The following is a 23648-nucleotide window of genomic DNA, read 5'->3' as shown; positions in this document are numbered from 1 at the left end:
ATGCGCCGCATTCTTTGCCAGGCCCTCGCCTGTAGCGCCCTCCTATGGGGGGCGCAGAGCCATGCCCAGATTGCCCTGTTCGCGCCACCCGGCGTGCACCCGGAATTTGTCGGCAAGGTGGCCACAGCCCATATCAATGTGCACAGCCCCGAAGACCTGGAGAAAAACCTCCAGGCCGTCAAAGGCACGGCCACGCGCTTGGATCTGGACCTGGGGCCGGTGCTCAACAGCCGCAAGCCACTGGACCAGATTCCCACCCGCTACCACGCCATCGATGCCAACGGTGCGCGCACTGGCTGGCAGCAAAAGTCCATGGCGCCGCAGGAGCACAACAAGCTGCGGGTGATCCCGAAGGATGCGGAAGCACGCAAGATTCTGCAGCCTTACATGGCGGTGATTAAGCGGTACCAGGCCCAGGTGGCCACGGTGTTCATTGCCGATGAGCCCTATCTGCATGGCATTCCCAAGGCAGATCTGGAGCGCATTGCCACCACGGTGCGCACAATGCTCCGCGAGCAGGGCATCAAGAACATCAAGCTGGGCGTGATCTTTGCAAGCGGCATGGTGAATGCCGAGTTTGCCAAGATGGTGGACCAGGAGGCGGTGCGCTATGTGCAAACCATCGATGGCCACCGCAACACCCTCAGCAACCTGGGTGACCAGGCCTCGGCAGCCGACCTCCAATGGCTCAAGGACATCGTGCAGTTCCGGCTGACCACCTATGACAACGCCGGCAACCTCTACACCGGCGGCGGCGTTCCGCGCGGCTATGACCTGTATGGCTTTGACTTCTACTTGTCCACCGCGCTGCAGGACCGGCTCTACGAGCACATGCTGCCGCTGCTGAAAAAGCAGGTGCGCGGGGGCGAATGCGATATCAGCGCTTACACGACCATGTCCGAGCTGCGCGCGCAGCTGTCTTTCTACCAGGATGGCCCCGTGCGCCAGGCCAGTGCCGCTGACAAAGCAGCGGGCCGCCCCACGCCGCAGCAACAGGACAAGGTCTTGCTTGACCAGCTCTACCAATGCCGTATGACGGCTGCCACCGAGATGATGCGCAAGGAGATCGCCAAGATCGGCAGCAAGGGCAAGATCCTGGTGCTGACCGAGTCGAGCAACAACGGCGTGCTGGAGTTCGATGCCCGACAGAACATCGAGAAGGGCCAGCCCGAGCGCTTGGTTGAATCCCGGGTGCTGGACGAAGTGCAACGCGGCCTGGACTTTTACCAGGCGCAGCGCAAAAAGGGCGATGTGGCGGCGCTGGAGTTCTTCACCTTCGACAACACGTTTGACCAAACCATCCAGCTGGACATCGGTGGCTTTGTGGACATGCCCGGCGTCAAGAAGCTGATCTTTGACAGCGCGCAGCGCGAGATGTGCCAAAGCGGCGTGGCCGCCGCCTGCCAAAAGCGCTGAGCATGGGCAAGGGCGAGCCTCTGCAGCTGCTGGCCCTGGCGGTCGGCGTCTATCTGCTGCTGGAGGCCAGCTTCCATGGCATGGCCTGGTTGCTCGCCCGCATCATTGACGGCCAGGCGCGCCGCCAAGGGCAGGTGACGATGCCCAGCCGCGCGCACTGGCAGGCCATCTTCTACCGTTTGTTTGCGGTGCTCGCGGTGCTGATGCTGAGCCACTGGTTCAGCTTTGGGCTCAACCGGCCGGAATGGCAGCAGTGGCTGCTGGGCGCGGTCATCATCGCCACGGTGCTGTCGGCCGTGATGCTGACCGATGCCTCCATCATCCAGCAGCTTAAAAAGGACAGCCAGCCGCATTTCAGCAATATGCAGGAGATGGGCTTGCTGCATATCCTGCGCCACCTGCCTGCGCACAAGCAGTGGTACTTCAGCGCCGCCTACCTGCCGCTGGCGCGCCGCCTCAATCTGGGCATCAGCTTGCTGGCCTTCCTGCTGCTGTACCTGGATTTGCGCTTCTACCAAGGGGGCTGATACAGTGCCTGCCATGCCCCAACATCCACTGCCATCGCCATGTACCTGCGCCCGGCGCACCGCCTGCTGATCGGCCTGGCCCTGGTAGCGGCAGCCGCTGTGGCCATTTACCTCTGGCGTGGTCCGGCGGTCATTGACGAGGCCGGGCAGGCCGCCACCAGCTTGTGGCGCAAGGCATCTGCACCGCCGCCGCCCAGCGCGGAGGAACAGCAACGCAGCCAGGCGCGGCGCGCGGCAACCGACAGCGGCCCGGGCCCGGCACGGACTGCTGCCGTGCCGCGCAAATGCCAACTGAATGGCCAGACCATCTATACCGATGGCGCTTGTCCGGACGGCAGCCAGGAGCAGATGGTGCCGGAGAACCTGTCCGTCATTCCGCGCTGATCGCGCTCCCCGCCAATACCGCAGCGCCCCACCCACGCGCGCCATCTGCGCGATACTGCCTGCGCAATGCACACCGGAGCTGCATTGCACCGATCAAGGACATGCGTGCAATCAGCGGACAAGCAATGGTTTGACGAGGCGTACTACCAGCGCTTCTATTTCGACAAGAAAACCAGTGTGGTGGACCCCGCCCATGCCGCGCGCCTGGGCGCCTTTGTTTGCAGCTATCTGCAGTATGTACGCGTGCCCGTGCAGCGCGTGCTGGATGTCGGCTGCGGCATTGGCCTGTGGCGCGATGCGATTGCGCAGCACTTTCCGCAGGCCAGCTACCACGGGGTGGAATACAGCGAGTACCTGTGCCAGCGCTACGGTTGGGAGCAGGGATCCGTCGTGGACTATGCGCCGGCCGATGGCCAGCCCTTTGACCTGGTGATTTGCCAGGGCGTGCTGCCCTACCTGAGCCCGGGCGACTTGAAGCGGGCGCTGGCCAATCTGGTGCGGCTGAGCCGGGGCGCCCTCTATGTCGAAGCCGTTGCACGCGAAGACTATGAGCGCGACATCATCGATGACGAGCTGACCGACCCGCGCCTCTACCGCCACCGCGCCGAGCTCTACCGCCGGGGCCTGGCACAGGGCTTTACCGAGCTGGGTGGCGGCGTATGGCTGAGCCAGCGCGCCGAGGTGCCACTGTTTGCGCTGGAAGCGGTACAGAACTGAGCAGCGCTAAACCCGCAGCGCCGCTTTGTTGTGTGGGGCGACGACAATAGCGCCCGTGTCATCCCAGCCCTCTTCCCCCACTGCCAGCGCCGCTGGCACCCTCGCCCCCCATGCCGTATCGCGCCTGCGCGCCGAGCGCCTGCAGCGCAGCACCCGCCCCTTCCTGGCCCGTGGCGGCCCCAAGGGTGAGCGCTGCGAAGGCTGCCGGCTGCGTCCCAGCCATTGCCTGTGCGCGCTGCGCCCCATTCAGGCCACGACAGCGGGTATCTGCCTGCTGATGCACGATATCGAGGCCCTCAAGCCCAGCAACACCGGCTGGCTGATTGCCGATGTGGTGGCGGAGACCTTTGCATTTGCCTGGACCCGCACGGCGGTGGATGCGGGGCTTGAAACCCTGCTGGCCGATCCGCAATGGCAGCCCTATGTGGTGTTTCCCCAGGAGTTTGTACGCGAGCCGGGCCGCGCGGTGCAGCAGCTGGCGCAGCCGCAAGTGCATGCGATGGGTGCCCGCCGGCCGCTGTTCATCCTGCTCGATGCCACCTGGCCAGAAGCGCGCAAGATGTTTCGCAAAAGCCCCTATCTGGACCGCTTTCCGGTGCTGAGCCTGCACCCGGAGCAACTATCGCGCTACCAGCTGCGCCGCTCCAAGCGCGATGACCATTTCTGCACTGCCGAGGTCGCTGCGCTTTGCCTGGATCTGGCTGGCGACCTGCGTGCGGCCCAGACCCTGGAAACCTACCTCGACATCTACACCCACCACTACCTGCAGGCCAAGCACCAGCTGCCGCCCGATTGGAGCAGTGCAGCGCACCAGCAGCTCCAGAGCCTGCAAAACGCTGTGTGACAGCGTTGTCACTGTCGTATAAAACAAGCTAATTGAGCGACGATGGCCGCCACAAACCTGGGTCAACCCGCACAGGGTTAACCATGGTCAACCTGCGCATGGTTGGCCGTCTGGTTTGCGCGATTTGTCCTACAGGCTTGGCTTTGTGCGTTATAGGAGCCTGTCCATCCAGGCGGATGACGATTCACGACCTTAAAAATCATTAGACCGTTTTTCAGAACAATCTATTCCGATTTAGGCTATTTATCGAAGCGGGGGCAGTGCATACACTAACTACATCGATCAACGAGAACCACACAGGTGCACTGCACCACCCGTTGAGCGAACCAGCCCCTCATGGTGAGTCGCTGGAGTTCTCCAGGAGTTAAAAATGAACGCACGTATTTTCTCGATTGCCGGTGTAGCTGCTTTGATGTTGGGTGCCGGTGTTGCCCAGGCCAACCCCTTTGAAGGCGACCGCTCGATTGCCCCCCCAGTTGCAGCCACCAGCGCCGTGAGCCGCGCCGATGTGCAAGCGCAATTTGTCGATGCGCAAAAGAACGGCACCTTGCTGTTCAAGGGCGACCAGCTGCAAGCCAATGCCTTTGAAAAGGGCGGCAGCAACCTGACCCGAGCCGAGGTGGTGAAAGCCGCCCATGACGCCCGCGTCGCCGGCACCCTGCCTGAAGGCGAAAGCTTCGGCGAATAAGCCCAGGCAAAAAAGCTGAGAGCAGGCGACCAGCCGCTCTCGCACCCGCCCCCATTTCGAATCAATTATTTTTGGATGCCGCCGCTCTTAGCGCAAATCAACGATTTGCCCAGCAGCGCGGGTCCGTGGAGAGAAACCATGTTTGCACGCAATATGTCCGCTTTGATGATGGCCGCTGGCCTGGTGTTTGCCGGTGCTGCCAGCGCAGCCACCACCGCCCCCGTGGGCAATGGCTCGGATTACCCTGCCTACCCTGCCGCCCACAGCACCCTGACCCGCGCCGAAGTTCAATCCCAGGTGAGCGAAGCCCAGCGCAACGGCTCGATGGCTGTCATCGGTGACCGCATCAACACTTTCGGTGCAGAAAGCCGCACGTCCAGCCTGAGCCGCGCCCAAGTACAGCAACAAGCCCATGAAGCGCTGGAGGCAGGCACCCTGCCTGAAGGCGAATCCTTCGGCGAATAAGGATGGAACAGCGCCTTGCTATGCGAAAGCGGCAGGGCGCCGGTTGCAAGACTTAAAACACTGAGCGGGCAACCGCCCATAACCGATAACGCATCTAGTGCGTAGCCCGGCCAGACCTTGTCCCATTGCGTCTGGGCCGAGCTCTTGATAGCCACTGCTGGTTCGCCAGCAGTGGCTTTTTTACGTCCTAGAGCCGTTAACTCAACCCTTGATACTTCGTTGCCTGGCCGGCCGCGCCAAGCCTTGTCGTACGCCTGTACTGCCTGCGGCTTGGCGCCTCGTCGGGGGCGCCCAGCTTCAACCGCAAACCTTCGGTTTACTGGGCCGTGTTAGCGACTCTTAGTCGAGTGCAAAACCGGCTTCGGTGATCTGCAGCTCGCCGCCCTCCCCTTGGCGCAACCAGCCCTGCTCGCAGGCATAGTCCAAGGTGGGTTGCTGCGCATCGGCACCCACGCCATGGCGCTCCAGCACCTTGCCGAGGGACTCGGCATCCAAACCATCGCCTGTGCGCAGCAGCTCCTCATTCACCATCAGGTAGAGCAGGTGTTTGGCGTTCTTGCGGGTTGCTTCTGTATCGGTCATCCGTTCATTCCTCCAAAGGCATAAAAAAAACCGCAACTGGGTTGCGGTTCGGGGGTGTGGCGCTTATTGGGCTTTTTTCATCCAATCAGACAGCTCATCGGCATGCTCTTGCTCCTGCTCCAGGATCTGCTCGATCAGGCGGCGCGTGGTGTGGTCCTTATCGCCAATTAAGTCCACCATCTGGGTGTAAGCCTCGATGGCGACGCGCTCTGCCACCAGGTTGGAGCGGATCATCGAGTGCAGATCCATGTCGTCGTTGTAGTCGGCATGGCTGCGGCCGGTCAGGCTGTCGGGGTTGAAGTCGGGCTCGCCGCCCAGCTGCACAATGCGCGTCGCGATGCGGTCGGCATGGGCCTGCTCTTCTTGTGCATGCACCAGGAACTCTTCGGCTATCGCAGGCGATTCCAGGCCGGTGGCCGTGAAGTGGTGGCGCTTGTAGCGCAGGATGCAGACCAGCTCGGTAGCGAGCGAATCGTTGAGCAGGCGGATGATGTCCTCACGGTACGGAGAGTCATCGGGCAGCACAGCGCCTTCTTCCAGGCTCTTTTTGGCGGCGTCGAGACGCTTGGTATCAAGCGCCAGCGGGGTGCGGGATTTATCTAGCATCGTGGCTTCCTTTTTTGGTGGGAGGTTGTTTTGTGAACACTACCCCTCCAAGGTAAGCCTGCAGCAGCCCCGCGTCTGTGAGACAAGGGCTACTGTGCTTGCGCTAAAAGTTCAGAAACCGGCTCCGGGCTGGGCCAGATAGGCCTGCTCTTCCTCCGTGCTGCTGCGGCCCAAAATGGCATTGCGGTGCGGAAAACGGCCAAAACGTGCGATGACGGCCTGGTGGCGCAAGGCGTAGTCCCAAGTGCCTTGCAAATAGGTTTGCAGCTCGGCGGGCTCAGGGTTGGCATCGCGCAGCTGGCTGAACAGATCCACGCTGCGCTGCTGCAGCGCCCGGTCCTCGGCATGCTCCAGCGGCAAATACACAAAAACACGCAAAACCGCAGGCAGTTCCTGGTCCTGGCCGCTGTCGCACAGGCCCAGCGCCAACTGCAGTGCCAATGGGTCGCCCGCAAAGGATTCGGGGGTGCCTCGGTAGATATTGCGGGTGAACTGGTCGAGCAAGAGGATGCGTGCCAGCGTGTCCCAGACACCGCCGCTCCATCCGTTCAAGCGACCGGTCAGCGCCGCTTGTACCGCCGGCTCGAAACGCTGGCGGATGCGGGCATCGAGTTCATCCGACTTGCTGAACCACTGCTGCTTGTGCTGCAGCGCCTCGCTGTTGCTGGGGCGGGCGGCCCCCAACCAGAATTGCAGCACCTCGTCAGCGGAGGCAATTGGCGAGGGCGCGGAAACGTCGGTCATGGCAAGGGCCTGTGTGATCAAAAACGGTTTGTACCATGCAGAAACGACAAAGCCGGGCATGGCCCGGCTTTGTCATGGGGAACAAGGGTTTAGGCCGTACGCGAGCCCGCAGGCTGTGCGACGGGCTTGCTGCCCGAGCGGTCACGCCAGGACAATGCCCAACGCTCCACCGTGTAGAACGACAGCGCAGCCAACGCAGCCGAAATCGGCAGGCCCAGAATGACCACCCATTGCCAGTCGGTGTGGGCGCGCAGCAGGCGAACCACCGGGTAGTGCCAGAGGTAGATGCCGTACGACATCTTGCCCACCCACACCAGCGCCGGCAGGCTCAGCATATCGAACAGCACACCCTTTTGCTTGCTCACGGCGACGATGATCGCAGCAGCCACCAGCTCCACCATCGCAAAGCCCCAGAGCAGTGCACCGGCGTCATCCCAGGCATAACCAATCACCGCAAATGGCAGAACGGGCAGCAGCCACAGCAGGTACTTCTGGCGGGCATGCAGGGCGTCCATCCACTCGGGGCGGTGTACGGCTACCGCTGCCAGCGCGCTGCCCAGCAGCATGCCGGTGGCGCGGGTGTCAAAGCGGAAGAAGATCTCGTAGAAGTGCTGGCCGTCGGCGACCCAGTAGGCGCGCCAGACAAACATCAGCAGCACCAGCAGCATGATCGGGCGCCACAGTTGCTTGCGCGCGGTATGCGCCAGCAGCAGCACCAACAGCGGTGGCCAGATCAGGTAGAAGTGCTCCTCCACCGACAGCGACCACATGTGCAGCAAGGTGTCCGGGCTGTCAAAGAATGCGATACCATAGTCGGCCAGGTACAGCGCCGATACCAGCACATCCTTATTGACATCCTCGATGCCGGGCCAGATCAGCGGGGCAAACAGCCAGTAGGCCGCCAGGAACAGCAGCAGCGCGGGCGCCAGGCGCAAGAAACGGCGCTGGTAAAAGCGCCAAAAATCGAGCCGGCCCGATTGTTGGTGTTCCTTGAGCAGCAGCGAGGTAATCAAAAAGCCGCTGAGCACAAAGAACAGGTCCACACCAAAGAAGGCGCCATCGAACATGGGCGCATGGGCGTGGGACAGGAACACTAGGACAATCGCCACTGCGCGCATGCCGTCCAGCGCAGGGTTGTATTTCATACGGAATCCAGACAAAACCAATGATCTCCATCTAACCGCAGAAGGGCCTAAGCTCTTGCTGCGCTCCCAGACTTGGTGTCATTTGTTGCGCTGTGTTGGTGCAGGCCCAGAGGGCTGCCACACCAGCGCATGCTGGGAATTAAACATCTGTGCTTAACGCGCCATGGGGTGCGTAAGCTGACCGGCAGGGCTTCGCGGTTACCGCATAGCCGCTGGTCTCCAGGGTAGGCTGGAATTGACAATCCATGCGCCAAAGCGCGCGATTGAGAAGCCGAGCCTATAGTTTTAGTTCCGGAGTTGATGCTTTATTTTGTGACCAATGCGCAAGATATGCATACAGACCACAGCGGGCCCAAGGCCCTTCAGCACCCCACCTTCCTACCCCTCAGCCTTGCCTGGCTCGCACGGTGTGCAAAGCCTGCGTGACGATGATCGCCCGGGCGGCAACCATGGGCATGTAGGAAAAGACGAAAGACGCCCGTCAGTACCCGGGCGCGAATTGTGCCAGCAAGCCATGCCCTGTCAGCGCAAATGGCAGGGGGAGCATGACAATAAATAACATTGCATCCCTGAAAACGCCCGATGCCAGCCCGGTCCCTGCCTGATGACGCCGCCCCCTGCTGCCAGGGTGACAGCTTGCGTGCTTCCCCTCGTGCAAGCGGGCGCAGCATTGCGTACCCTCGGCACACGCTTTCTCATCTGCCATGACCACCTCTGCCCCCTCCCCCCTGCCCCAGATCCAGCACTACCAGCAATGGCTCGCCCAGCAACACGGTCTGCGCTTTGACGACTACGAGGCCCTGCATGCCTGGTCGGTGGAGCAGCTGCCCGATTTCTGGCGCAGCATCTGGGACTATTACCAGCTTGAATCGCCCAGCCCGATTACCGAGGTGCTGAGCGACGACCCGATGCCCCATGCGCGCTGGTTCAGCGGCGCCCAGGTCAGCTTGCCGCGCCAGTTGCTGCGCCATACGGCGGCCGCCCAGCAAGCAGGGGTGCCGGCGATCGTCAGCGACAACGAGCTGGGCCAGGTGCGCGAGATGGCCTGGCCCGAGCTGCAGCGCCAGGTGGCCTCCGTGGCGCTGGCGCTGCGCAGCCTGGGCGTGGGCCAGGGCGACCGGGTGGCCGCCTATATGCCCAATATCCCCGAGACGGTGGTCGCCATGCTGGCCTGCGTCAGCCTGGGCGCCATCTGGAGCGTCTGCGCCCCCGACATGGGCGTGGCTGCCGTGGTGGACCGCTTCAAGCAGATCGAGCCCAAGGCCTTGATCGCCGTTGATGGTGTGTACTACGGCGGCAAGCCGCTGGACCGCAGCGCGGTGGTGCAGGCGCTGTTGGCCGAGCTGCCGACGGTGCAGCACTGCATCGCCGTGCAAAGCCCTTATGCCGCCGCACCGGTAGGCAGCCACAGCTGGGCATGGGCCACCACCGGCCAGGATGCCCAGGCCGTGGCGGCCTTCGAGCCCGAATGGCTGCCTTTTGACCACCCGATCTGGATCGTCTACTCCAGTGGCACCACCGGCCTGCCCAAACCCATCGTGCACGGCACTGGCGGCATCTTGCTGGCTCTGCATGTGGCAGGGCTGCACAACGACCTGGGCGCCAGCTACAGCGACAGCCATGCCGGCGAGCGCTTTCTCTGGTACAGCTCCACCGGCTGGGTGATGTGGAACATCCAGGTCAGCGGCCTGCTGTTTGGCACCACCATCACCATTTTTGACGGCCACCCAGCGGGCAGCAGCAGCCAGCCTGACTGGGGCGTGCTCTGGCGCTTTGCAGCGCGCCACCACACCACTATTTTTGGCGCGGGTGCCGCCTATTACAGCAACTGCATGAAGGCTGGTCTGGAGGTGGGCGCCATCCCCGGTCTGCAGCAGGTGCGCACCTTGGGCAGCACTGGATCACCGCTGGCGCCCGAGGTGCAGCGCTGGGGCAGTGCCCAGCTGCAGGCCGCCGGGGCGGGCGAGGTGTTCTGGTGCAATATCTCGGGTGGCACCGATTTTTGTGGCGCGTTTATTGGCGGCAACCGCAGCCTGCCCCAGGCACCCGGCCGCATGCAATGCCGCTGGCTGGGCCATGCGGTCGAAGCCTGGAATGAGCAAGGCCAGCCGGTGCGCGATGAGGTCGGCGAGCTGGTCTGCACCAAGCCGATTCCATCGATGCCGCTGTACTTTTGGAACGACCCGGGCAAGCAGCGCTACCTGGACAGCTATTTTGACCACTGGCCCGGCATCTGGCGCCACGGCGACTGGATACAGATCAACCGCGACGGCAGCTGCGTGATCTATGGCCGCAGCGATGCCACCATCAACCGCCAGGGCCTGCGCATGGGCACCAGCGAGATCTACAACGCCATCGAGGCCTTGCCCGAGGTGCAGGATTCGATGGTCATCGACCTGGAGTACCTGGGCCGCGACAGCTATATGCCGCTGTTTGTGGTGCTGCGCGATGGCCTGGTGCTGGACGCCGCCATCCAGGGCCGCATCGAGCAGGCGATACGCACGGCCCTGTCGCCCCGCTTTATTCCGGACACCATCGCGCAGGTGGCCGAGGTGCCGCGCACCTTGACCGGCAAAAAGCTGGAGCTGCCGATCAAGAAGCTGCTGCTGGGCCAGCCCGCGCAGCAGGTGCTGAACCCGCAAACCATGGCCAACCCCGGTTGCCTGCCCTGGTACGAAGCGTTTGCGGCACAGCATCTGGCACGGCACAGCGCCTAGGCCGCAGGTTAGTAGCCAGCGCGCAGCAGGGGCGCTGTTGCAAAGCAGCCTTGCAACTGGCCATGGCGGTGGCTCGGTGCAATAATGGAAATCTATCGCGATGCACCCGCTGCATCCGGCCCGGCTGCCTGAACTCTCGCGTTCCGCAGCCGTAGGCCTTTTCCACCACCGAACCCATCAACGACCGCAGGCCGCCGGCCTGCTTGTCGCTAACGCGTATGTCTTCAGCCATCTCCTTGCGCCTGGTCTTTATCCTGGGCCTGCTCTCCGCCATCGGCCCTTTTGCCATCGACATGTACCTGCCGGCCTTGCCGCAGATTGGCGCCAGCCTGCAAGCGCCCGTCGGGGCCGTGCAAGCCAGCCTGACGGCGTTCTTCTTGGCGCTGGGCGTGGGCCAGCCGCTGTTTGGCACCTTGGCGGATATGTGGGGCCGCAAGAAGCCGCTCTACCTGGGCCTGGCCATTTTTGTGCTGGCCAGCATCGGCTGCGCGCTGGCGCAAGACATCCACACCCTGGTGGTACTGCGCTTTATCCAGGGCCTGGGCGCGGCAGCCGGCATGGCCATCCCGCGTGCGGTGGTGCGTGATCTGCACACCGGCCACGAGGCCGCCCGCATGATGTCGCTGCTGATGCTGGTCTTCAGCGTCTCGCCCATCCTCGCGCCACTGGCCGGCAGCGGCGTGATTGCGGTCGGCGGCTGGCGCATGGTGTTCTGGGTAGTGGCGGTGGCCGCGCTCATCGGCATGGTGGCCATGGCCCGTGGCCTGCCCGAGACGCGCGCGGCCAGCAGCGGTGTGGACAGCAGCCTGGGCGGCGTGCTCAAGGCCTATGGTCTGCTGCTGCGCGACTGGCACTATCTGGGCCTGGTGTTTATCGGCGCTTGCGCGATGGCGGGCTTTTTTGTCTACCTCGCTGGCTCGCCCTTTGTGCTGATCAACCACTATGGCCTCAGCACCACGCAGTACAGCCTGGCCTTTGCGTTCAATGCGATTGCCTTTATTGGGGCTGCGCAGTTCACCGGCATGCTGGGCAAGCGCTTTGGCCTGGTGCCCGTCGTCAAGCTGGCTGCCACCGCCAGCGGTGTGGTGATGTGCTGCCTGCTGGCCTACTACCTGATGGGCGGCGACCAACTCGCCGTATTGATTGGCCTGTACTTTGTCGCCAGCGGCTTGATGGGCCTGGTGATCCCCACCACCTCGGTGCTGGCGCTGGAGGCGCATGGCCAGATTGCAGGCACCGCCTCGGCCTTGCTGGGCACCTTGCAGATGCTGACCGGCGCGGTCGCCATGCAGGTGGTGGGCGTCTTCTCCAGCGGCAAGCCCTTGCCGATGGTGGTGGGCATGGCCACCGGCGCGCTGTGTGGCGTGCTGCTGACCTGGATCACCTTGGGCGGCCAACGCGGCGCAAAGGTCTGACACGCTGGCCAACGACAACAAACGACAACGCCCCGCAGCTGCGGGGCGTTTTTCGTGGAGCTTAGCCTAGAAAATTTTCTTAGACCTTGGGCTGGCGGTAAGCCAGGCAGAGCTTGTTGCCGTCCGGGTCACGCAGGTAGGCCAGGTACAGGGCGGCAGGGCCCTCGCCGCGCCAGCCGGGTGGGTCTTCGCAGGCGACGCCACCATGGGCAACGCCCACGGCATGGGCCTTGTCCACCTGCTCGGTGCTGCTGGCGGCAAAGCCGGTGGTGCTGCCATTGCCGATGCTGGCTGCCTCGCCATTGATGGGGGTGCTGACGCTGAAGGTGCCGCCATTGGCACGCCAGAAATAGCGGTTCTTGTTGGCGGCGCCTGCGGGCACGCCCAGCTCGGCGAGGAAGGCGTCGTAGAACTGGCGTGATTTCTCCAGATCGCTGGTGCCGAGCATGATGTGGCTGAACATGGGTGTCTCCTTGCAGGGTGGGAAAAACGGTGGGGAAAGATCGGGCAGCTGCCACTATAGCGGCGCTTGCGGGCGGCAGGGAACGCGCGCTTGTCGCGCAGTATCCACCATCATCACCGCCGGTTTGCAGCCAACACACAACAGCACCTGGCCGCACAAGTGGCGTGGCTTAGCCCCTGGCTCTGGTCATGTGTCGCCCGCCTGCCAACCACCCAGCCCACACAGTGGCTATAGTCGCCCCCGAGCCTGCTGGCATGCGCTACGCGTGCCGGGTCCGGGCCTGCAATCCACACATGAATTTACAAAATACCTTCGGCCCGCAGGCCGCCTCGCACCTGCGTTTGATTGGCATGGCTTTGCTCTGGGGTGCCTCCTGGCCCAGTGGCCGCATGGTGGCCCAGCACATGCCGCCGCTGGCCGCGTCAAGCCTGCGTTTTGTGCTGGCGGCCCTGGTGCTGCTGGTCTGGCTGTATGCCTCAGGCGGCATGGCCGGGCTCCGGCACTGGTCGCCCAAGCGTTGGCTGGGCATGGTGGCCGCGGCTGCCACGGGCGTGTTTGGCTACGCCGCCTGCTTTTTGAGCGGCCTGCAGTACCTGCCCGCCAGCAAGGCGGCGCTGGTCATCACGCTCAACCCGGTGCTGACCTTGCTGCTGGCGGTATGGATTTTCAAGGAACGCATCAACCGCACGATCGCGTTGGGCATGGTGCTGGCCGCTCTCGGTGCCGTGCTGGTCATCTCGCATGGCGATCCGGCCCAGCTGCTGGCCGGTGGCCTGGGCCATGGCGAGCTGCTGATTCTGGGCTGCGTGGCCTGCTGGGTCAGCTATACATTGCTGGGCCGGGCCATTCTGGCGGGGGTCGATGCGCTGTCCACCACCGCCGTCACCGCCACCATCGGCGCGGTCATGCTGCTGGTCGCCAGCCTGGTGGTCGAAGGGCCGCAGGGCATGGCCCAGGCCTTCGATGCCGGCCTGCCCGCTTGGGGAGCGCTGCTGTTCCTGGCCTGGGGCTCTACCGCGCTGGCCTATGCCTGGTACTTTGATGGCGTCAAGGCGCTGGGCGCCGGCGCGGCATCGGGCTATATCACCCTGGTGCCGGTGATTGGCGTGGCCTGCTCGGCGCTGTTGCTGGGCGAGCAGATCGATGCATCGATGCTGGCCGGCGGTGCGATGGCGATTGTCGGCACCGGGGTGATGAACTGGGGCCGGCGCGCGCCGCCGGTGCCAGCAGCTGCCGTAGCAGCGCGCTGATCCGCCACCCTTGCCTCAATCGGCCAGCGGGTTCTCCACCATCTGCGGCGGCAGCTCCGCCCAGGGCTCGTTGATGAACTGCTGGGCGGCATAGTCCATAAAAGCCTGCACGCGCGCGGGCCGGGTGCGGCCCGGCGGGGTGACGATGTTCAGCGACAGCACATCGGCCTCCCAGCCCGGCATGGCGGTCTGCAGGCTGCCATCGAGCAGCTCCTGCCACACCAGAAACGAGGGCTGCAAGGCCAGGCCCATACCGGCCAGCAGCGCGGGCTGCAGCGCCTCGGCATTGTTGACCTGCATCTGTATCGGCATCACCTGCGTGTACTCACCATGCCGCGCATGGCGAAAGCGCCAGCTGCTGCCATAGCGCGCCAGGCTGTATTGCAGGCCCTTGTGCTTGGCCAGATCGCGCGGATGCGTCGGGTGGCCGTGGCGCTCAAAGTAGGCCGGTGACCCCACCAGCAAAATCCGCACCTTGCACAGGCTGCGCGCAATCAGGCTCGAATCGCTCAGGTTGGCAATGCGCAGCGCCAAATCAAAGCGGTCGCGGATCAGGTCCACCTGCTCGTCGGCAAAGTGCAGGTTCAGCTCCACATCCGGGTGCATCTTCATGAACTTGGGCAGGATCGGCGACAGCCGCGCAATGCCAAACGACATCGGCGCGGCAATGCGGATCTGGCCGCGCAGGCTGGTGGAGCGGTCGGTGATGTCGGCCTCCACCGCCTCGCCCTCCTGCAAGATCCGCGTGGCCCGTTCCAGCGCGCTGCTGCCAGCATCGGTCAGCGCCATGCGGCGGGAGGTGCGGTGGAACAGGCTGGTCTTCATGCGCCCCTCCAGCCGCGTAATGGCCTTCGACACCGTTGCCTGCGACAGCGCCAGCTCGGCAGCAGTGCGCGCGAAGGATCCGGTCTCGGCCACCTTCGCAAAAATGGCCCAGGCCTCCAGGTCAGGCAGCTTGCTCATCGGTACATCGCTTTCTTGATCACATCAAATATGGAATGAATGCTTTTCTATATTTTCTATTTTAATCATAGTCAAGCCCACCTACACTTTCTTCATCGACGACAAAACACCTGGAGAAAGACATGATTGAACGACGCAGCTTTGACAGCCTGGGCGGTGCCAACCACGGTTGGCTCGATGCCAAGCACCACTTCTCTTTTGCAGACTACCGTGACGCCCAGCGCGTGAACTGGGGCGCTCTGCGGGTCTGGAACGATGACACCATCGCGCCGCAAACCGGCTTCCCGCCCCACGCCCATGCCGACATGGAAATCATCACCTATGTCCGTGAAGGTGCCATCACCCACGAAGACAGCCTGGGCAACCGGGGCCGCACCGAAGCCGGTGATGTGCAAGTGATGAGCGCTGGCAGCGGCGTGCGCCACTCGGAATACAACCTGGAGTCCACGACGACCCGCATCTTCCAGATCTGGATCTTGCCCGACCGCCAAGGTGACAAGCCCAGCTGGGGTGCCAAGCCCTTCCCCAAGGGCGACCGCAGCGGCAAGTTCGTGACCCTGGCCAGCGGCATGGACGGTGATGGCGATGCGCTGCCCATCCGTGCCAATGCCCGGGTGCTGGGCGCCACGATCAAGGCCGGCGAAAGTCTGGACTACGGTTTTGAACATGCCGACCGCTATGGCTACCTGGTTCTTGCCAAGGGCAGTGCCTCGCTCAACGGTGTGGCGCTGTCCAACCGCGATGGTGCCGCCATCCATGGCGAAACCACGATCCGCATCACCGCCACGGAAGACACCGAAATCGTGCTGGTGGATGCACCGGCCCTGAACTAAGTCAGCGCAGATTCCTTTTTAAACACCACTCCTCTCCGTTTTTCACTTTTTCAAGAGCACGCACCATGACCAACAAAGCATTCCTCGAAGTCCTGACCCCCGCCAACAGCCAGATGATCTTCATCGACCAGCAGCCCCAGATGGCCTTCGGCGTGCAGTCCATCGACCGCCAGACCCTGAAGAACAACGTGGTGGGCCTGGCCAAGGCGGCCAAGGTGTTCAGCGTGCCAACGACGATCACGACGGTCGAGACCAACAGCTTCTCCGGCCACACCTACCCCGAGCTGCTGAATGTGTTCCCCGGCAACCCCCTCCTGGAGCGCACCTCGATGAACTCCTGGGACGACCAGAATGTGCGTGATGCGCTGGCCGCCAACGTCGCCAAGGGCCACAAGAAGATCATCGTCTCCGGTCTGTGGACGGAGGTTTGCAACACCACCTTTGCACTGAGCGCCATGCATGACGCCGGCTACGAGATCTACATGGTGTCCGATGCCTCCGGCGGCACCTCGCTCGAAGCGCACAACCAAGCCATGCAGCGCATGGTGCAAGCCGGTGTCGTGCCCGTCACCTGGCAACAGGTGCTGCTGGAATGGCAGCGTGACTGGGCCAAGCGCGAGACCTATGACGCCGTGATGGACATCGTGCGCGAGCACTCCGGTGCCTACGGCATGGGCGTGGACTACGCCTACACGATGGTGCACAAGGCGCCAGAGCGTGCACAGCACGGCAACACCATCGGCCCCAAGCCCGCTGTTTAATTGCGCTGAGGTTCCGGGCCTGCGTATGCAGGCCCGGCCCCCGCTGCCCGCCATTCCGCACCATCCGCCAAACGCCCGCCACCGCCATGACCACCTCCAGCCCCGACACCATTTTTCACAACGGCCGCTTCACCACCTTGAGCAAGGCCCAGCCCACGGCCAGTGCCGTGGCCATCCGCGATGGCAAGTTTGTGGCGGTGGGCAGTGATGCCGAGGTGCTGGCGCTGGCCAGCAGCGGCACCCGCAAGATTGACTTGCAAGGCCGCAGTGCGCTGCCCGGACTGTTTGACAACCACACCCATGTGATCCGGGGCGGTCTGAACTTCAACATGGAACTGCGCTGGGACGGGGTGCGCTCGCTGGCCGATGCGCTGGAGATGCTGCGCCAGCAGGTGGCGATCACGCCGGCGCCGCAGTGGGTGCGCGTGGTCGGCGGTTTTACCGAGCACCAGTTTGTTGAAAAGCGCCTGCCGACCCTGGCCGAGATCAACGCGATTGCGCCGGACACCCCCGTGTTCCTCCTGCATATGTATGACCGCGCCTTGCTCAATGCTGCTGCGCTGCGCGCCGTGGGCTTCCACCGCGATACGCCCCAGCCACCGGGCGGAGAGATTGTGCGCGACAGCCAAGGCAACCCGCAGGGCCTGCTGCTGGCCAAGCCCAATGCCACCATCCTGTATTCCACCTTGGCCAAGGGCCCCAAGCTGCCCTTCGAGTACCAGGTGAACTCTACGCGCCACTTCATGCGCGAGCTCAACCGCCTGGGCGTCACCGGTGTCATCGATGCCGGTGGCGGCTCGCAGAACTACCCCGATGACTACCAAGTCATCGAAGAGCTCAACCAGCAAGGCCAGATCACCGTGCGCCTGGCCTACAACCTGTTCACGCAAAAGCCCAAGGAAGAGAAGGACGACTTTCTGCAGTGGACCCAGTCGGTCAAGTACAAGCAGGGCAACGACTACTTCCGCCACAACGGCGCAGGCGAAATGCTGGTGTACTCGGCCGCCGACTTTGAAGACTTCCGCCAGCCCCGCCCCGACATGCCCCCGCAGATGGAGACCGAGCTGGAAGATGTCGTGCGCGTGCTGGTGCAAAACCAATGGCCTTGGCGCCTGCATGCCACCTATGACGAGACCATCAGCCGCGCGCTCGATGTGTTTGAAAAGGTACACCAGGAAACCCCCATCGACGGCCTGAACTGGTTCTTTGACCATGCCGAAACCATCTCCGACCGCTCAATCGACCGCATCGCTGCGCTGGGTGGCGGCATTGCCGTGCAGCACCGCATGGCCTACCAGGGCGAGTACTTTGCCGAGCGCTATGGCCACAAGGCGATAGAAGCCACCCCGCCCGTCAAGAAGATTCTGGAAAAAGGCGTCAAGGTCTCCGCCGGCACCGATGCCACGCGGGTGGCCTCGTACAACCCCTGGGTGTCGTTGTCCTGGATGGTCACCGGCAAGACCGTCGGCGGCATGCAGATGTACCCCGAGCGCAACCTGCTCGACCGCGAAACCGCACTGCGCATGTGGACCGAAAACGTGGCCTGGTTCTCCAACGAGGAAGGTGCGCGTGGCCGCATCCAGGTGGGCCAGTTTGCCGACCTGATCGTGCCGAGCAAGGACTACTTCCAGGTGCCCGAAGATGAAATCTCCTTCCTTACCTCGGACCTGACCGTGGTCGGTGGCCGGGTGGTGTATGGCGCAGGCAGCTTTGCCCGCCATGACGACAACCCCCTGCCCCCTGCGATGCCTGACTGGTCGCCCGTGCGCCGCTTTGGTGGCTATGGCGCCTGGGGCGAGCCCGACGGTGCGGGCAAAAACTCGCTGAACCCCGCCCGCTACCGCAGCCTGGCTGCTGCCTGCGGCTGCAGCAGCCAATGCGGCATGCATGGCCACCAGCATGCCAATGCCTGGGGCTCCCAGGTGCCGGCGTCCGACATGCAAGGCTTCTTTGGCGCACTGGGCTGCTCCTGCTGGATGTCCTGAGCGACCTTGCCCACTCCCATTCAAATACTGCTGATCCGAGACCTGCCATGACCCACCCCCATCCCGACCATCCCCCGGCGCCGCCACCAGCCTCGGCCAGCACCACCAGTGGCAGCTTTGTCCCCTTGCAGCAAAAGTTGTTTGCCGTGCTGTGGATCGCCACTGTCGTCGGCAACACCGGCAGCTTTGTGCGCGATGTGGCCAGCGCCTGGCTGATGACCGACCTCTCGCCGTCGCCGACGGCAGTCGCGCTGGTGCAGGCAGCAGCCTCGGCCCCGGCCTTTCTGCTGGCCATCCCGGCAGGCGTGCTGTCCGACATCCTGGACCGCCGCAAGTTTCTGATCGCCATCCAGGTGCTGCTGGCCTGCGTCAGCATCAGCTTGATGACCTTGTCGGCGATGGGCATGCAGACGGTGGGCTCGCTGGTCGCGCTGACCTTTCTGGGTGGCATTGGCGCCGCACTGATGGGTCCGACTTGGCAGGCCATCGTGCCCGAGCTGGTCGCCAAGCGGGACCTCAAATCAGCGGTGGCACTCAACTCGCTGGGCATCAATATTGCCCGCGCCATTGGCCCGGCTTTGGGCGGCATTGTGCTGGCCGGCCTGGGGGCCTCGGTCACCTACGGGGTGGATGTCATCAGCTACGCCTTTGTGATTGCCGCACTGCTGTGGTGGCCCCGCCCCAAGGCGGAGCAAGACGACCTGAGCGAGCGCTTTGCTGGCGCCTTCCGTGCCGGCCTGCGCTATGCCCGCTCCAGCCGCGAGCTGCATGTGGTGCTGCTGCGTGCCTTCCTGTTCTTTGCACTGGCCAGCTCGGTCTGGGCGCTGCTGCCCCTGGTGGCCCGCCAACTGCTGGGCGGTGGGGCCGGCTTCTACGGCGTGCTGCTGGGCGCCGTCGGTGTCGGTGCGATTGGCGGTGCCTTCCTGCTGCCCAAGCTGCGTGCCCGTCTGTCGTCCGATGGCCTGCTGCTGATGTCGGCCTTGGTCTCCGCTGCCGTGATGGCCTTCCTGGCGATGTCGCCACCCCAATGGGCTGCCGTGCTGGCACTGCTGCTGCTGGGCCAGTCCTGGATCACCGCGCTCACCACCCTCAACGGCGTTGCCCAGGCCATTCTGCCCAACTGGGTGCGGGGCCGTGCGCTGGCCGTCTACCTGACCGTCTTCAACGGCGCGATGACCTTCGGCAGCCTGAGCTGGGGCTTTACCGCCAAGGCCATGGGCGTTCCCAACACCTTGCTGATCGGCGCCGTGGGCCTCGTCGTCATGGGCCTGATCGCCCACCGCATCAAACTGCCCGAAGGCGAGGCCGACCTGGTCCCATCCAACCACTGGCCCGAGCCGCTGACCGCCAACCCGGTCGACAAAGACCGGGGCCCGGTGATGATCCAGATCCGCTACCACGTGGCCAAGGACAACCACGCACCTTTCCTCAAGGCCCTCGCCCGCCTGTCTGCCGCCCGCCGCCGCGATGGCGCCTACACCTGGGGCATCGTGCAGGACACCGCCTCCGAGGACCACTTTATGGAGTGGTTCCAGGTCGAATCCTGGGCCGAGCACCTGCGCCAGCACAAGCGGGTGACCCATAGCGATGCCGATGTACAAAGCGAAGTGGCGCAGTACCACCAGGGCAGCGAGCCACCTGTGGTCCAGCATTTCCTGTCGGTGAACCACCCCGCCCAAGGCCATGCCTGATCGTTGAACCCCTGCACCCAGTCTGCCCAGCGGCAGCCTGGGTGCTGCGTTTGAAAGGGGCCTGTCAAGGGCGGGTAAAACCGGGTAAAGAAGCCCGCCACGGGGCGCAAAAGCCGTGATCCCCACCCATGCCGCGTTTAGCATGCGCGGCATGTCTTCTCCCCAAGGGCCCACAGCGGCCCCCCCCTCCCGCCGCCAAATGCTGCGCCATCTTGCGCAAGCGGCCTGGGCTGTTCCCGCCCTCAGCCTGGGCGCCTGCAGCAGCATCACCAAGGCGCCGGCCGCCAGCGCGGCCATTGGCAATGCGCACTGGGCGACAGGCGGCACGGCGGCCATCAGCGCGGCGGTGCGCGCCAGCAATCCCTTTGCCGCCACGGCCGCTGCCAGCCCATGCACCCTCAGCTGCGAAGCGACGATCGGCCCCTGCCACACCACCTCGCCCGAACGGATCGATATCAGCGATGGCTGGGATGGTTTGCCGATGCACCTGCAGCTGCGCTTGCTCGATCTGCAGTGCCAGCCCATTGCCGGCGTCCTCGTAGAGATATGGCACACCAACTACACGGGCGGCTACTCGGGCGAGATCGTCCCGATGTGCAACAACAACGCGGCCGATACCGAGCGCCAGTTCTTTCGCGGCTGGCAGCGCAGCGATGCGCAGGGCATTGTGCGTTTTGACAGCTGCTACCCCGGCTGGTACGCCAGCCGCGCCAACCATATCCACATCCGCATTCTGCAAGGCGCCTACGACGCCAGCGATGCGGCCAGCAGCTGGCTGACCACGCAGCTCTTATTTCCCGACGCGCTCAACAGCGCGGTCTTTGCGCAAGCGCCGCACTACCAGGACAAGGGCCAGCCCGACACCACGTTGGACAGCGACAACGTCGTCGGCGAAGAGCCGGACAAGAGCGCCTATCTCTGGGATGTGCAGAACATTGCTGGCGTGCTGCTGGCCAGCAAGACCCTGGTGCTGCGCAACAGCCTGGACGATGCGCTGTGCCAGGTCAAAGGCAGGATGCCGCCCGGCCCACCGCCGGGCATGCAGGGCGGCCCTGGCGGACCCGGTGGCCCAGGCCGACCACCGCCTGGTTTCAAACCTGGCGGCGCACGCCCGCCGCTGCCGCCGGGCGTGCAGGCCCCTCAAAGCTGATCAGCCGCGCTCAAAAGCCTGCGCACATTGCCAGCCCAGCGCCGCCAGCGGGCCGGCCTTGGCGCCCGTTGCCACCGCATCGGCGGCAGCGGCCGTGCCATCGGCGGCGCGCTGCGCAATGCCGTAGAGGATGGCGGCCATGCGGAACAGGTTGAAGGCCAGGTAGTACTCCCAGAGAGGGCCCGGGTCGCGGCCGGTGCGCTCGGCATACAGCGCCAGGTACTGGCGCTCGTCAGGGATGCCCAAGGCCGCCAGATCACAGCCACCCATGCCGCGCCACAGCGCGGGCGGCACGCGCCAGGCCATGCCGTGGTAGGCCAGGTCGGCCAGCGGATCGCCCAAGGTGGACAGCTCCCAGTCCAGCACGCCGATGATCTGCGGCTCCGTGCGGTGCCAGACAAGGTTGTCCAGCCGGTAGTCGCCATGCACCAAGGTGGTTTCTTCAGCCTGGGGCAGATGCTGGGGGAGCCAGTCCATCAGCCGCTGCATCGCAGGGTCGATCGCTACGCTGAGCTGCTGGGTTTGCTGGCTCCAGCGCTTGGTTTGCCGCGCTACATAGCCGCCCGGGCGGCCATAGCTGGCGAGGCCCAAGGTAGCGGGGTCCAGCTGGTGAAGCGCGGCAATCACGCGGTTCATTTCGTTGTACAGCGCGCCGCGCTCGGCCGGCTGCATGTCGGGCAAGGCCGGGTCCACCAGCACCCGGCCGTCCAGAAAGTCCATCAGGTAGAACGGCGTACCCAGCAACTCGGCATCGTCGCAGTAGGCCAGCATGCGCGGCACGGGCACGGCCGTGCCGGCCAGCGCCTGCATCACCCGGTGCTCGCGGTCAATCGCATGTGCGCCGGCCACCAGGCTGCCGGCGGGCTGCTTGCGCAGCACCATCTGCCGGCTGCCCACCTGCAGCTTGTAGGTGGGGTTGGACTGGCCGCCCGCCAGCACGCTGACGGCAACCGGCTCGCCATTCGACAGGCCCAGGCGCTGCAGATAAGGCTGCAGCAAATCCGCCAGCGCCTGCGGGCTGTGCGCGGCCGTGCTCACAGCGGGCGCGGCGCTGCGGGCACCGCCTGGATGATCGCTGGCACGCCGCGCTCGGCCTGCGCATCCTTCTCGGCCGCCTGCACCAGCTTGCGCGCCATGCTGAAGCGGTGTACTTCGCTGGGGCCGTCATAGATGCGAAAAGCGCGCATGTCCATAAAGATGCGCATCACCGGGGTCTCCATAGTCACGCCCTGGCCGCCCAGGATCTGCACGCAGCGGTCCACCACGCGCCATTCGGCCTCGGAGCAAACCACCTTGGCGCGGCTTGACTCATAGCTGCCCTGCTCGCCCTGGTCCAGCAGCCAGGCGGTGTGCCAGATATGCAGGCGCGCGGTGTGCAGGTCCATGTCGTTGTCGGCCAGCATAAAACCCACGCCCTCATGCGAGGACAGCGGCTTGCCAAAGGCGTTGCGGCGGCGGGCATAGGCCAGCGCCACATCCTGCGCGCGCCGGGCCTGGCCCAGCCAGCGCATGCAGTGCGTCAGCCGCGCGGGCGCCAGCCGCACCTGGGCATAGCGAAAGCCCTTGCCGACCTCGCCCAGAATGTCGCTGGCGGGCACACGGAGATTGTCAAAACGCAGTACGCCGTGGCCGCCGGTAAAGCAGGCATCCATCGCATCCATCGAGCGCTCCAGCGTGATGCCGGGCTGGTCCATATCGCTCAGGAACATGGTCGCGCCGCCATCTTCGGTGCGGGCCATGATGATCACGTAGTCCGCCCCTTCGGCGCCGGTGATGAACCACTTCTGCCCGCTGATCAGGTAGTCATCGCCATCGCGCACTGCCACCGTGGCCAGCGCGGCCGGGTCGGATCCGGCGCCCGGTGCCGGCTCGGTCATCGCAAAGCATGAGCGCAGCTGGCCTGCCACCTGCGGGCGCAGCCAGCGCGCCTGCTGGGCCGGGGTGGCTACTGCCTCCATCAGGTGGATATTGCCTTCATCGGGCGCATGGATGTTGAGCGCCGTCGGGCCCAGCCAGGAGTAGCCAGCCTCTTCAAACACCACCGCCTTCTCGATGTGCGTGAGCCCCAGGCCGCCCAGCTCCCGCGAGGCATGGGGCGTGAGCAGGCCGGCCGCGCGGGCGCGCTCCACCAGCTCGCGGCGCAGCGCCTCATCGGGGCCATGGCGGCTTTGCCGGGCATCGTTCTCCAGCGGAATCACCTGCTCGGCGATAAAGGCGCGGGTCTTGTCGCGCAGGGCCTGCAGTTCGGGGGACAGGGAAAAATCCATGGTGCGGTCTTCGGGTAAGGGGGCCTGCAAATGGT

The 23648-nt window shown here is 64.4% G+C and carries 23 protein-coding genes; 15 read left to right on the top strand and 8 right to left on the bottom strand.

Annotated elements, in window-relative coordinates; translation table 11 throughout:
• The 7 genes from HS961_RS03565 to HS961_RS03535 all read left to right on the top strand — a co-directional run bounded on the left by HS961_RS03565 (position 1) and on the right by HS961_RS03535 (position 5041).
• On the top strand, positions 1-1416 hold the full coding sequence (locus HS961_RS03565) for a hypothetical protein (RefSeq protein ID WP_182326408.1): 1416 nt from the start codon (positions 1-3) through the stop codon (positions 1414-1416).
• Positions 1417-1418: 2 nt separating this feature from the next.
• A complete protein-coding gene (locus HS961_RS03560; RefSeq protein ID WP_182326407.1) occupies positions 1419-1943 on the top strand; it encodes a hypothetical protein in 525 nt (174 codons plus the stop codon).
• A 39-nt stretch (positions 1944-1982) separates the two neighbouring features.
• Positions 1983-2327, top strand: coding sequence for a hypothetical protein (locus HS961_RS03555; protein WP_182326406.1), 345 nt, complete (start codon positions 1983-1985; stop codon positions 2325-2327).
• Between the two features lie 105 nt (positions 2328-2432).
• Complete coding sequence (locus tag HS961_RS03550) at positions 2433-3044, top strand: class I SAM-dependent methyltransferase (protein WP_182326405.1); 612 nt, start codon at positions 2433-2435, stop codon at positions 3042-3044.
• Between the two features lie 46 nt (positions 3045-3090).
• The gene (locus HS961_RS03545) at positions 3091-3888 is read left to right on the top strand and encodes a tRNA-uridine aminocarboxypropyltransferase (RefSeq protein ID WP_182328105.1); all 798 of its coding nucleotides are present in this window, start codon (positions 3091-3093) and stop codon (positions 3886-3888) included.
• A gap of 370 nt (positions 3889-4258) precedes the next feature.
• Entirely contained in the window at positions 4259-4576 is a 318-nt protein-coding gene (locus HS961_RS03540) for a DUF4148 domain-containing protein (protein WP_182326404.1), read from the top strand.
• A gap of 138 nt (positions 4577-4714) precedes the next feature.
• Positions 4715-5041, top strand: a complete 327-nt coding sequence (locus HS961_RS03535) for a DUF4148 domain-containing protein (RefSeq protein WP_182326403.1) — start codon at positions 4715-4717, stop codon at positions 5039-5041.
• 339 nt (positions 5042-5380) lie between these two features.
• Here HS961_RS03535 and HS961_RS03530 read toward each other — a convergent pair whose 3' ends face one another.
• The 4 genes from HS961_RS03530 to HS961_RS03515 form a co-directional block, all read right to left on the bottom strand.
• Positions 5381-5623 (bottom strand): hypothetical protein, encoded by a 243-nt coding sequence (locus HS961_RS03530; RefSeq protein ID WP_182326402.1) that lies wholly within the window; start codon positions 5621-5623, stop codon positions 5381-5383.
• A 63-nt stretch (positions 5624-5686) separates the two neighbouring features.
• On the bottom strand, positions 5687-6229 hold the full coding sequence (locus tag HS961_RS03525; RefSeq protein WP_182326401.1) for a ferritin-like domain-containing protein: 543 nt from the start codon (positions 6227-6229) through the stop codon (positions 5687-5689).
• Between the two features lie 111 nt (positions 6230-6340).
• A complete protein-coding gene (locus HS961_RS03520; RefSeq protein WP_182326400.1) occupies positions 6341-6973 on the bottom strand; it encodes a DUF924 family protein in 633 nt (210 codons plus the stop codon).
• An 89-nt stretch (positions 6974-7062) separates the two neighbouring features.
• A complete protein-coding gene (locus HS961_RS03515) occupies positions 7063-8118 on the bottom strand; it encodes an acyltransferase family protein (protein WP_182326399.1) in 1056 nt (351 codons plus the stop codon).
• A 704-nt stretch (positions 8119-8822) separates the two neighbouring features.
• Between HS961_RS03515 and HS961_RS03510 the strand changes: the two genes are divergently transcribed.
• Together HS961_RS03510 and HS961_RS03505 are read left to right on the top strand one after the other, a co-directional pair.
• Complete coding sequence (locus tag HS961_RS03510) at positions 8823-10835, top strand: acetoacetate--CoA ligase (RefSeq protein ID WP_182326398.1); 2013 nt, start codon at positions 8823-8825, stop codon at positions 10833-10835.
• A gap of 218 nt (positions 10836-11053) precedes the next feature.
• Entirely contained in the window at positions 11054-12250 is a 1197-nt protein-coding gene (locus HS961_RS03505) for a multidrug effflux MFS transporter (protein ID WP_182326397.1), read from the top strand.
• A gap of 79 nt (positions 12251-12329) precedes the next feature.
• Here HS961_RS03505 and HS961_RS03500 read toward each other — a convergent pair whose 3' ends face one another.
• The gene (locus HS961_RS03500; protein ID WP_133856259.1) at positions 12330-12713 is read right to left on the bottom strand and encodes a VOC family protein; all 384 of its coding nucleotides are present in this window, start codon (positions 12711-12713) and stop codon (positions 12330-12332) included.
• Between the two features lie 293 nt (positions 12714-13006).
• On the opposite strand from HS961_RS03500, the gene HS961_RS03495 reads away from it, so the two are divergent.
• Complete coding sequence (locus HS961_RS03495; RefSeq protein ID WP_182326396.1) at positions 13007-13963, top strand: DMT family transporter; 957 nt, start codon at positions 13007-13009, stop codon at positions 13961-13963.
• A gap of 15 nt (positions 13964-13978) precedes the next feature.
• Here the strand turns inward: HS961_RS03495 and HS961_RS03490 are convergent, their stop codons facing one another.
• On the bottom strand, positions 13979-14926 hold the full coding sequence (locus tag HS961_RS03490) for a LysR family transcriptional regulator (RefSeq protein WP_182326395.1): 948 nt from the start codon (positions 14924-14926) through the stop codon (positions 13979-13981).
• A 122-nt stretch (positions 14927-15048) separates the two neighbouring features.
• Here HS961_RS03490 and HS961_RS03485 point away from each other — a divergent pair, with 122 nt between their 5' ends.
• From HS961_RS03485 to HS961_RS03465, 5 genes are all read left to right on the top strand, one after another.
• Positions 15049-15759: a pirin family protein gene (locus HS961_RS03485; RefSeq protein WP_182326394.1), complete on the top strand. Its 711-nt coding sequence runs from the start codon at positions 15049-15051 to the stop codon at positions 15757-15759.
• Positions 15760-15824: 65 nt separating this feature from the next.
• Positions 15825-16520, top strand: a complete 696-nt coding sequence (locus HS961_RS03480; RefSeq protein ID WP_182326393.1) for a hydrolase — start codon at positions 15825-15827, stop codon at positions 16518-16520.
• Between the two features lie 86 nt (positions 16521-16606).
• A complete protein-coding gene (locus tag HS961_RS03475) occupies positions 16607-18505 on the top strand; it encodes an amidohydrolase (RefSeq protein WP_182326392.1) in 1899 nt (632 codons plus the stop codon).
• Between the two features lie 47 nt (positions 18506-18552).
• Positions 18553-20196: an MFS transporter gene (locus HS961_RS03470; protein WP_182326391.1), complete on the top strand. Its 1644-nt coding sequence runs from the start codon at positions 18553-18555 to the stop codon at positions 20194-20196.
• A gap of 199 nt (positions 20197-20395) precedes the next feature.
• Positions 20396-21346, top strand: a complete 951-nt coding sequence (locus HS961_RS03465) for an intradiol ring-cleavage dioxygenase (RefSeq protein ID WP_238347773.1) — start codon at positions 20396-20398, stop codon at positions 21344-21346.
• Here the strand turns inward: HS961_RS03465 and HS961_RS03460 are convergent, their stop codons facing one another.
• A complete protein-coding gene (locus tag HS961_RS03460; RefSeq protein ID WP_182326389.1) occupies positions 21347-22384 on the bottom strand; it encodes a phosphotransferase family protein in 1038 nt (345 codons plus the stop codon).
• Positions 22381-23613, bottom strand: a complete 1233-nt coding sequence (locus tag HS961_RS03455; protein ID WP_182326388.1) for an acyl-CoA dehydrogenase family protein — start codon at positions 23611-23613, stop codon at positions 22381-22383. Before HS961_RS03455 ends, HS961_RS03460 begins: the two co-directional genes overlap by 4 nt.
• Positions 23614-23648 lie beyond the last annotated feature (35 nt).

The organism is Comamonas piscis, assembly GCF_014109725.1.
GTDB lineage: Bacteria > Pseudomonadota > Gammaproteobacteria > Burkholderiales > Burkholderiaceae_C > Comamonas > Comamonas piscis.
This window is presented reverse-complemented; position numbering and strand designations above follow the sequence as displayed.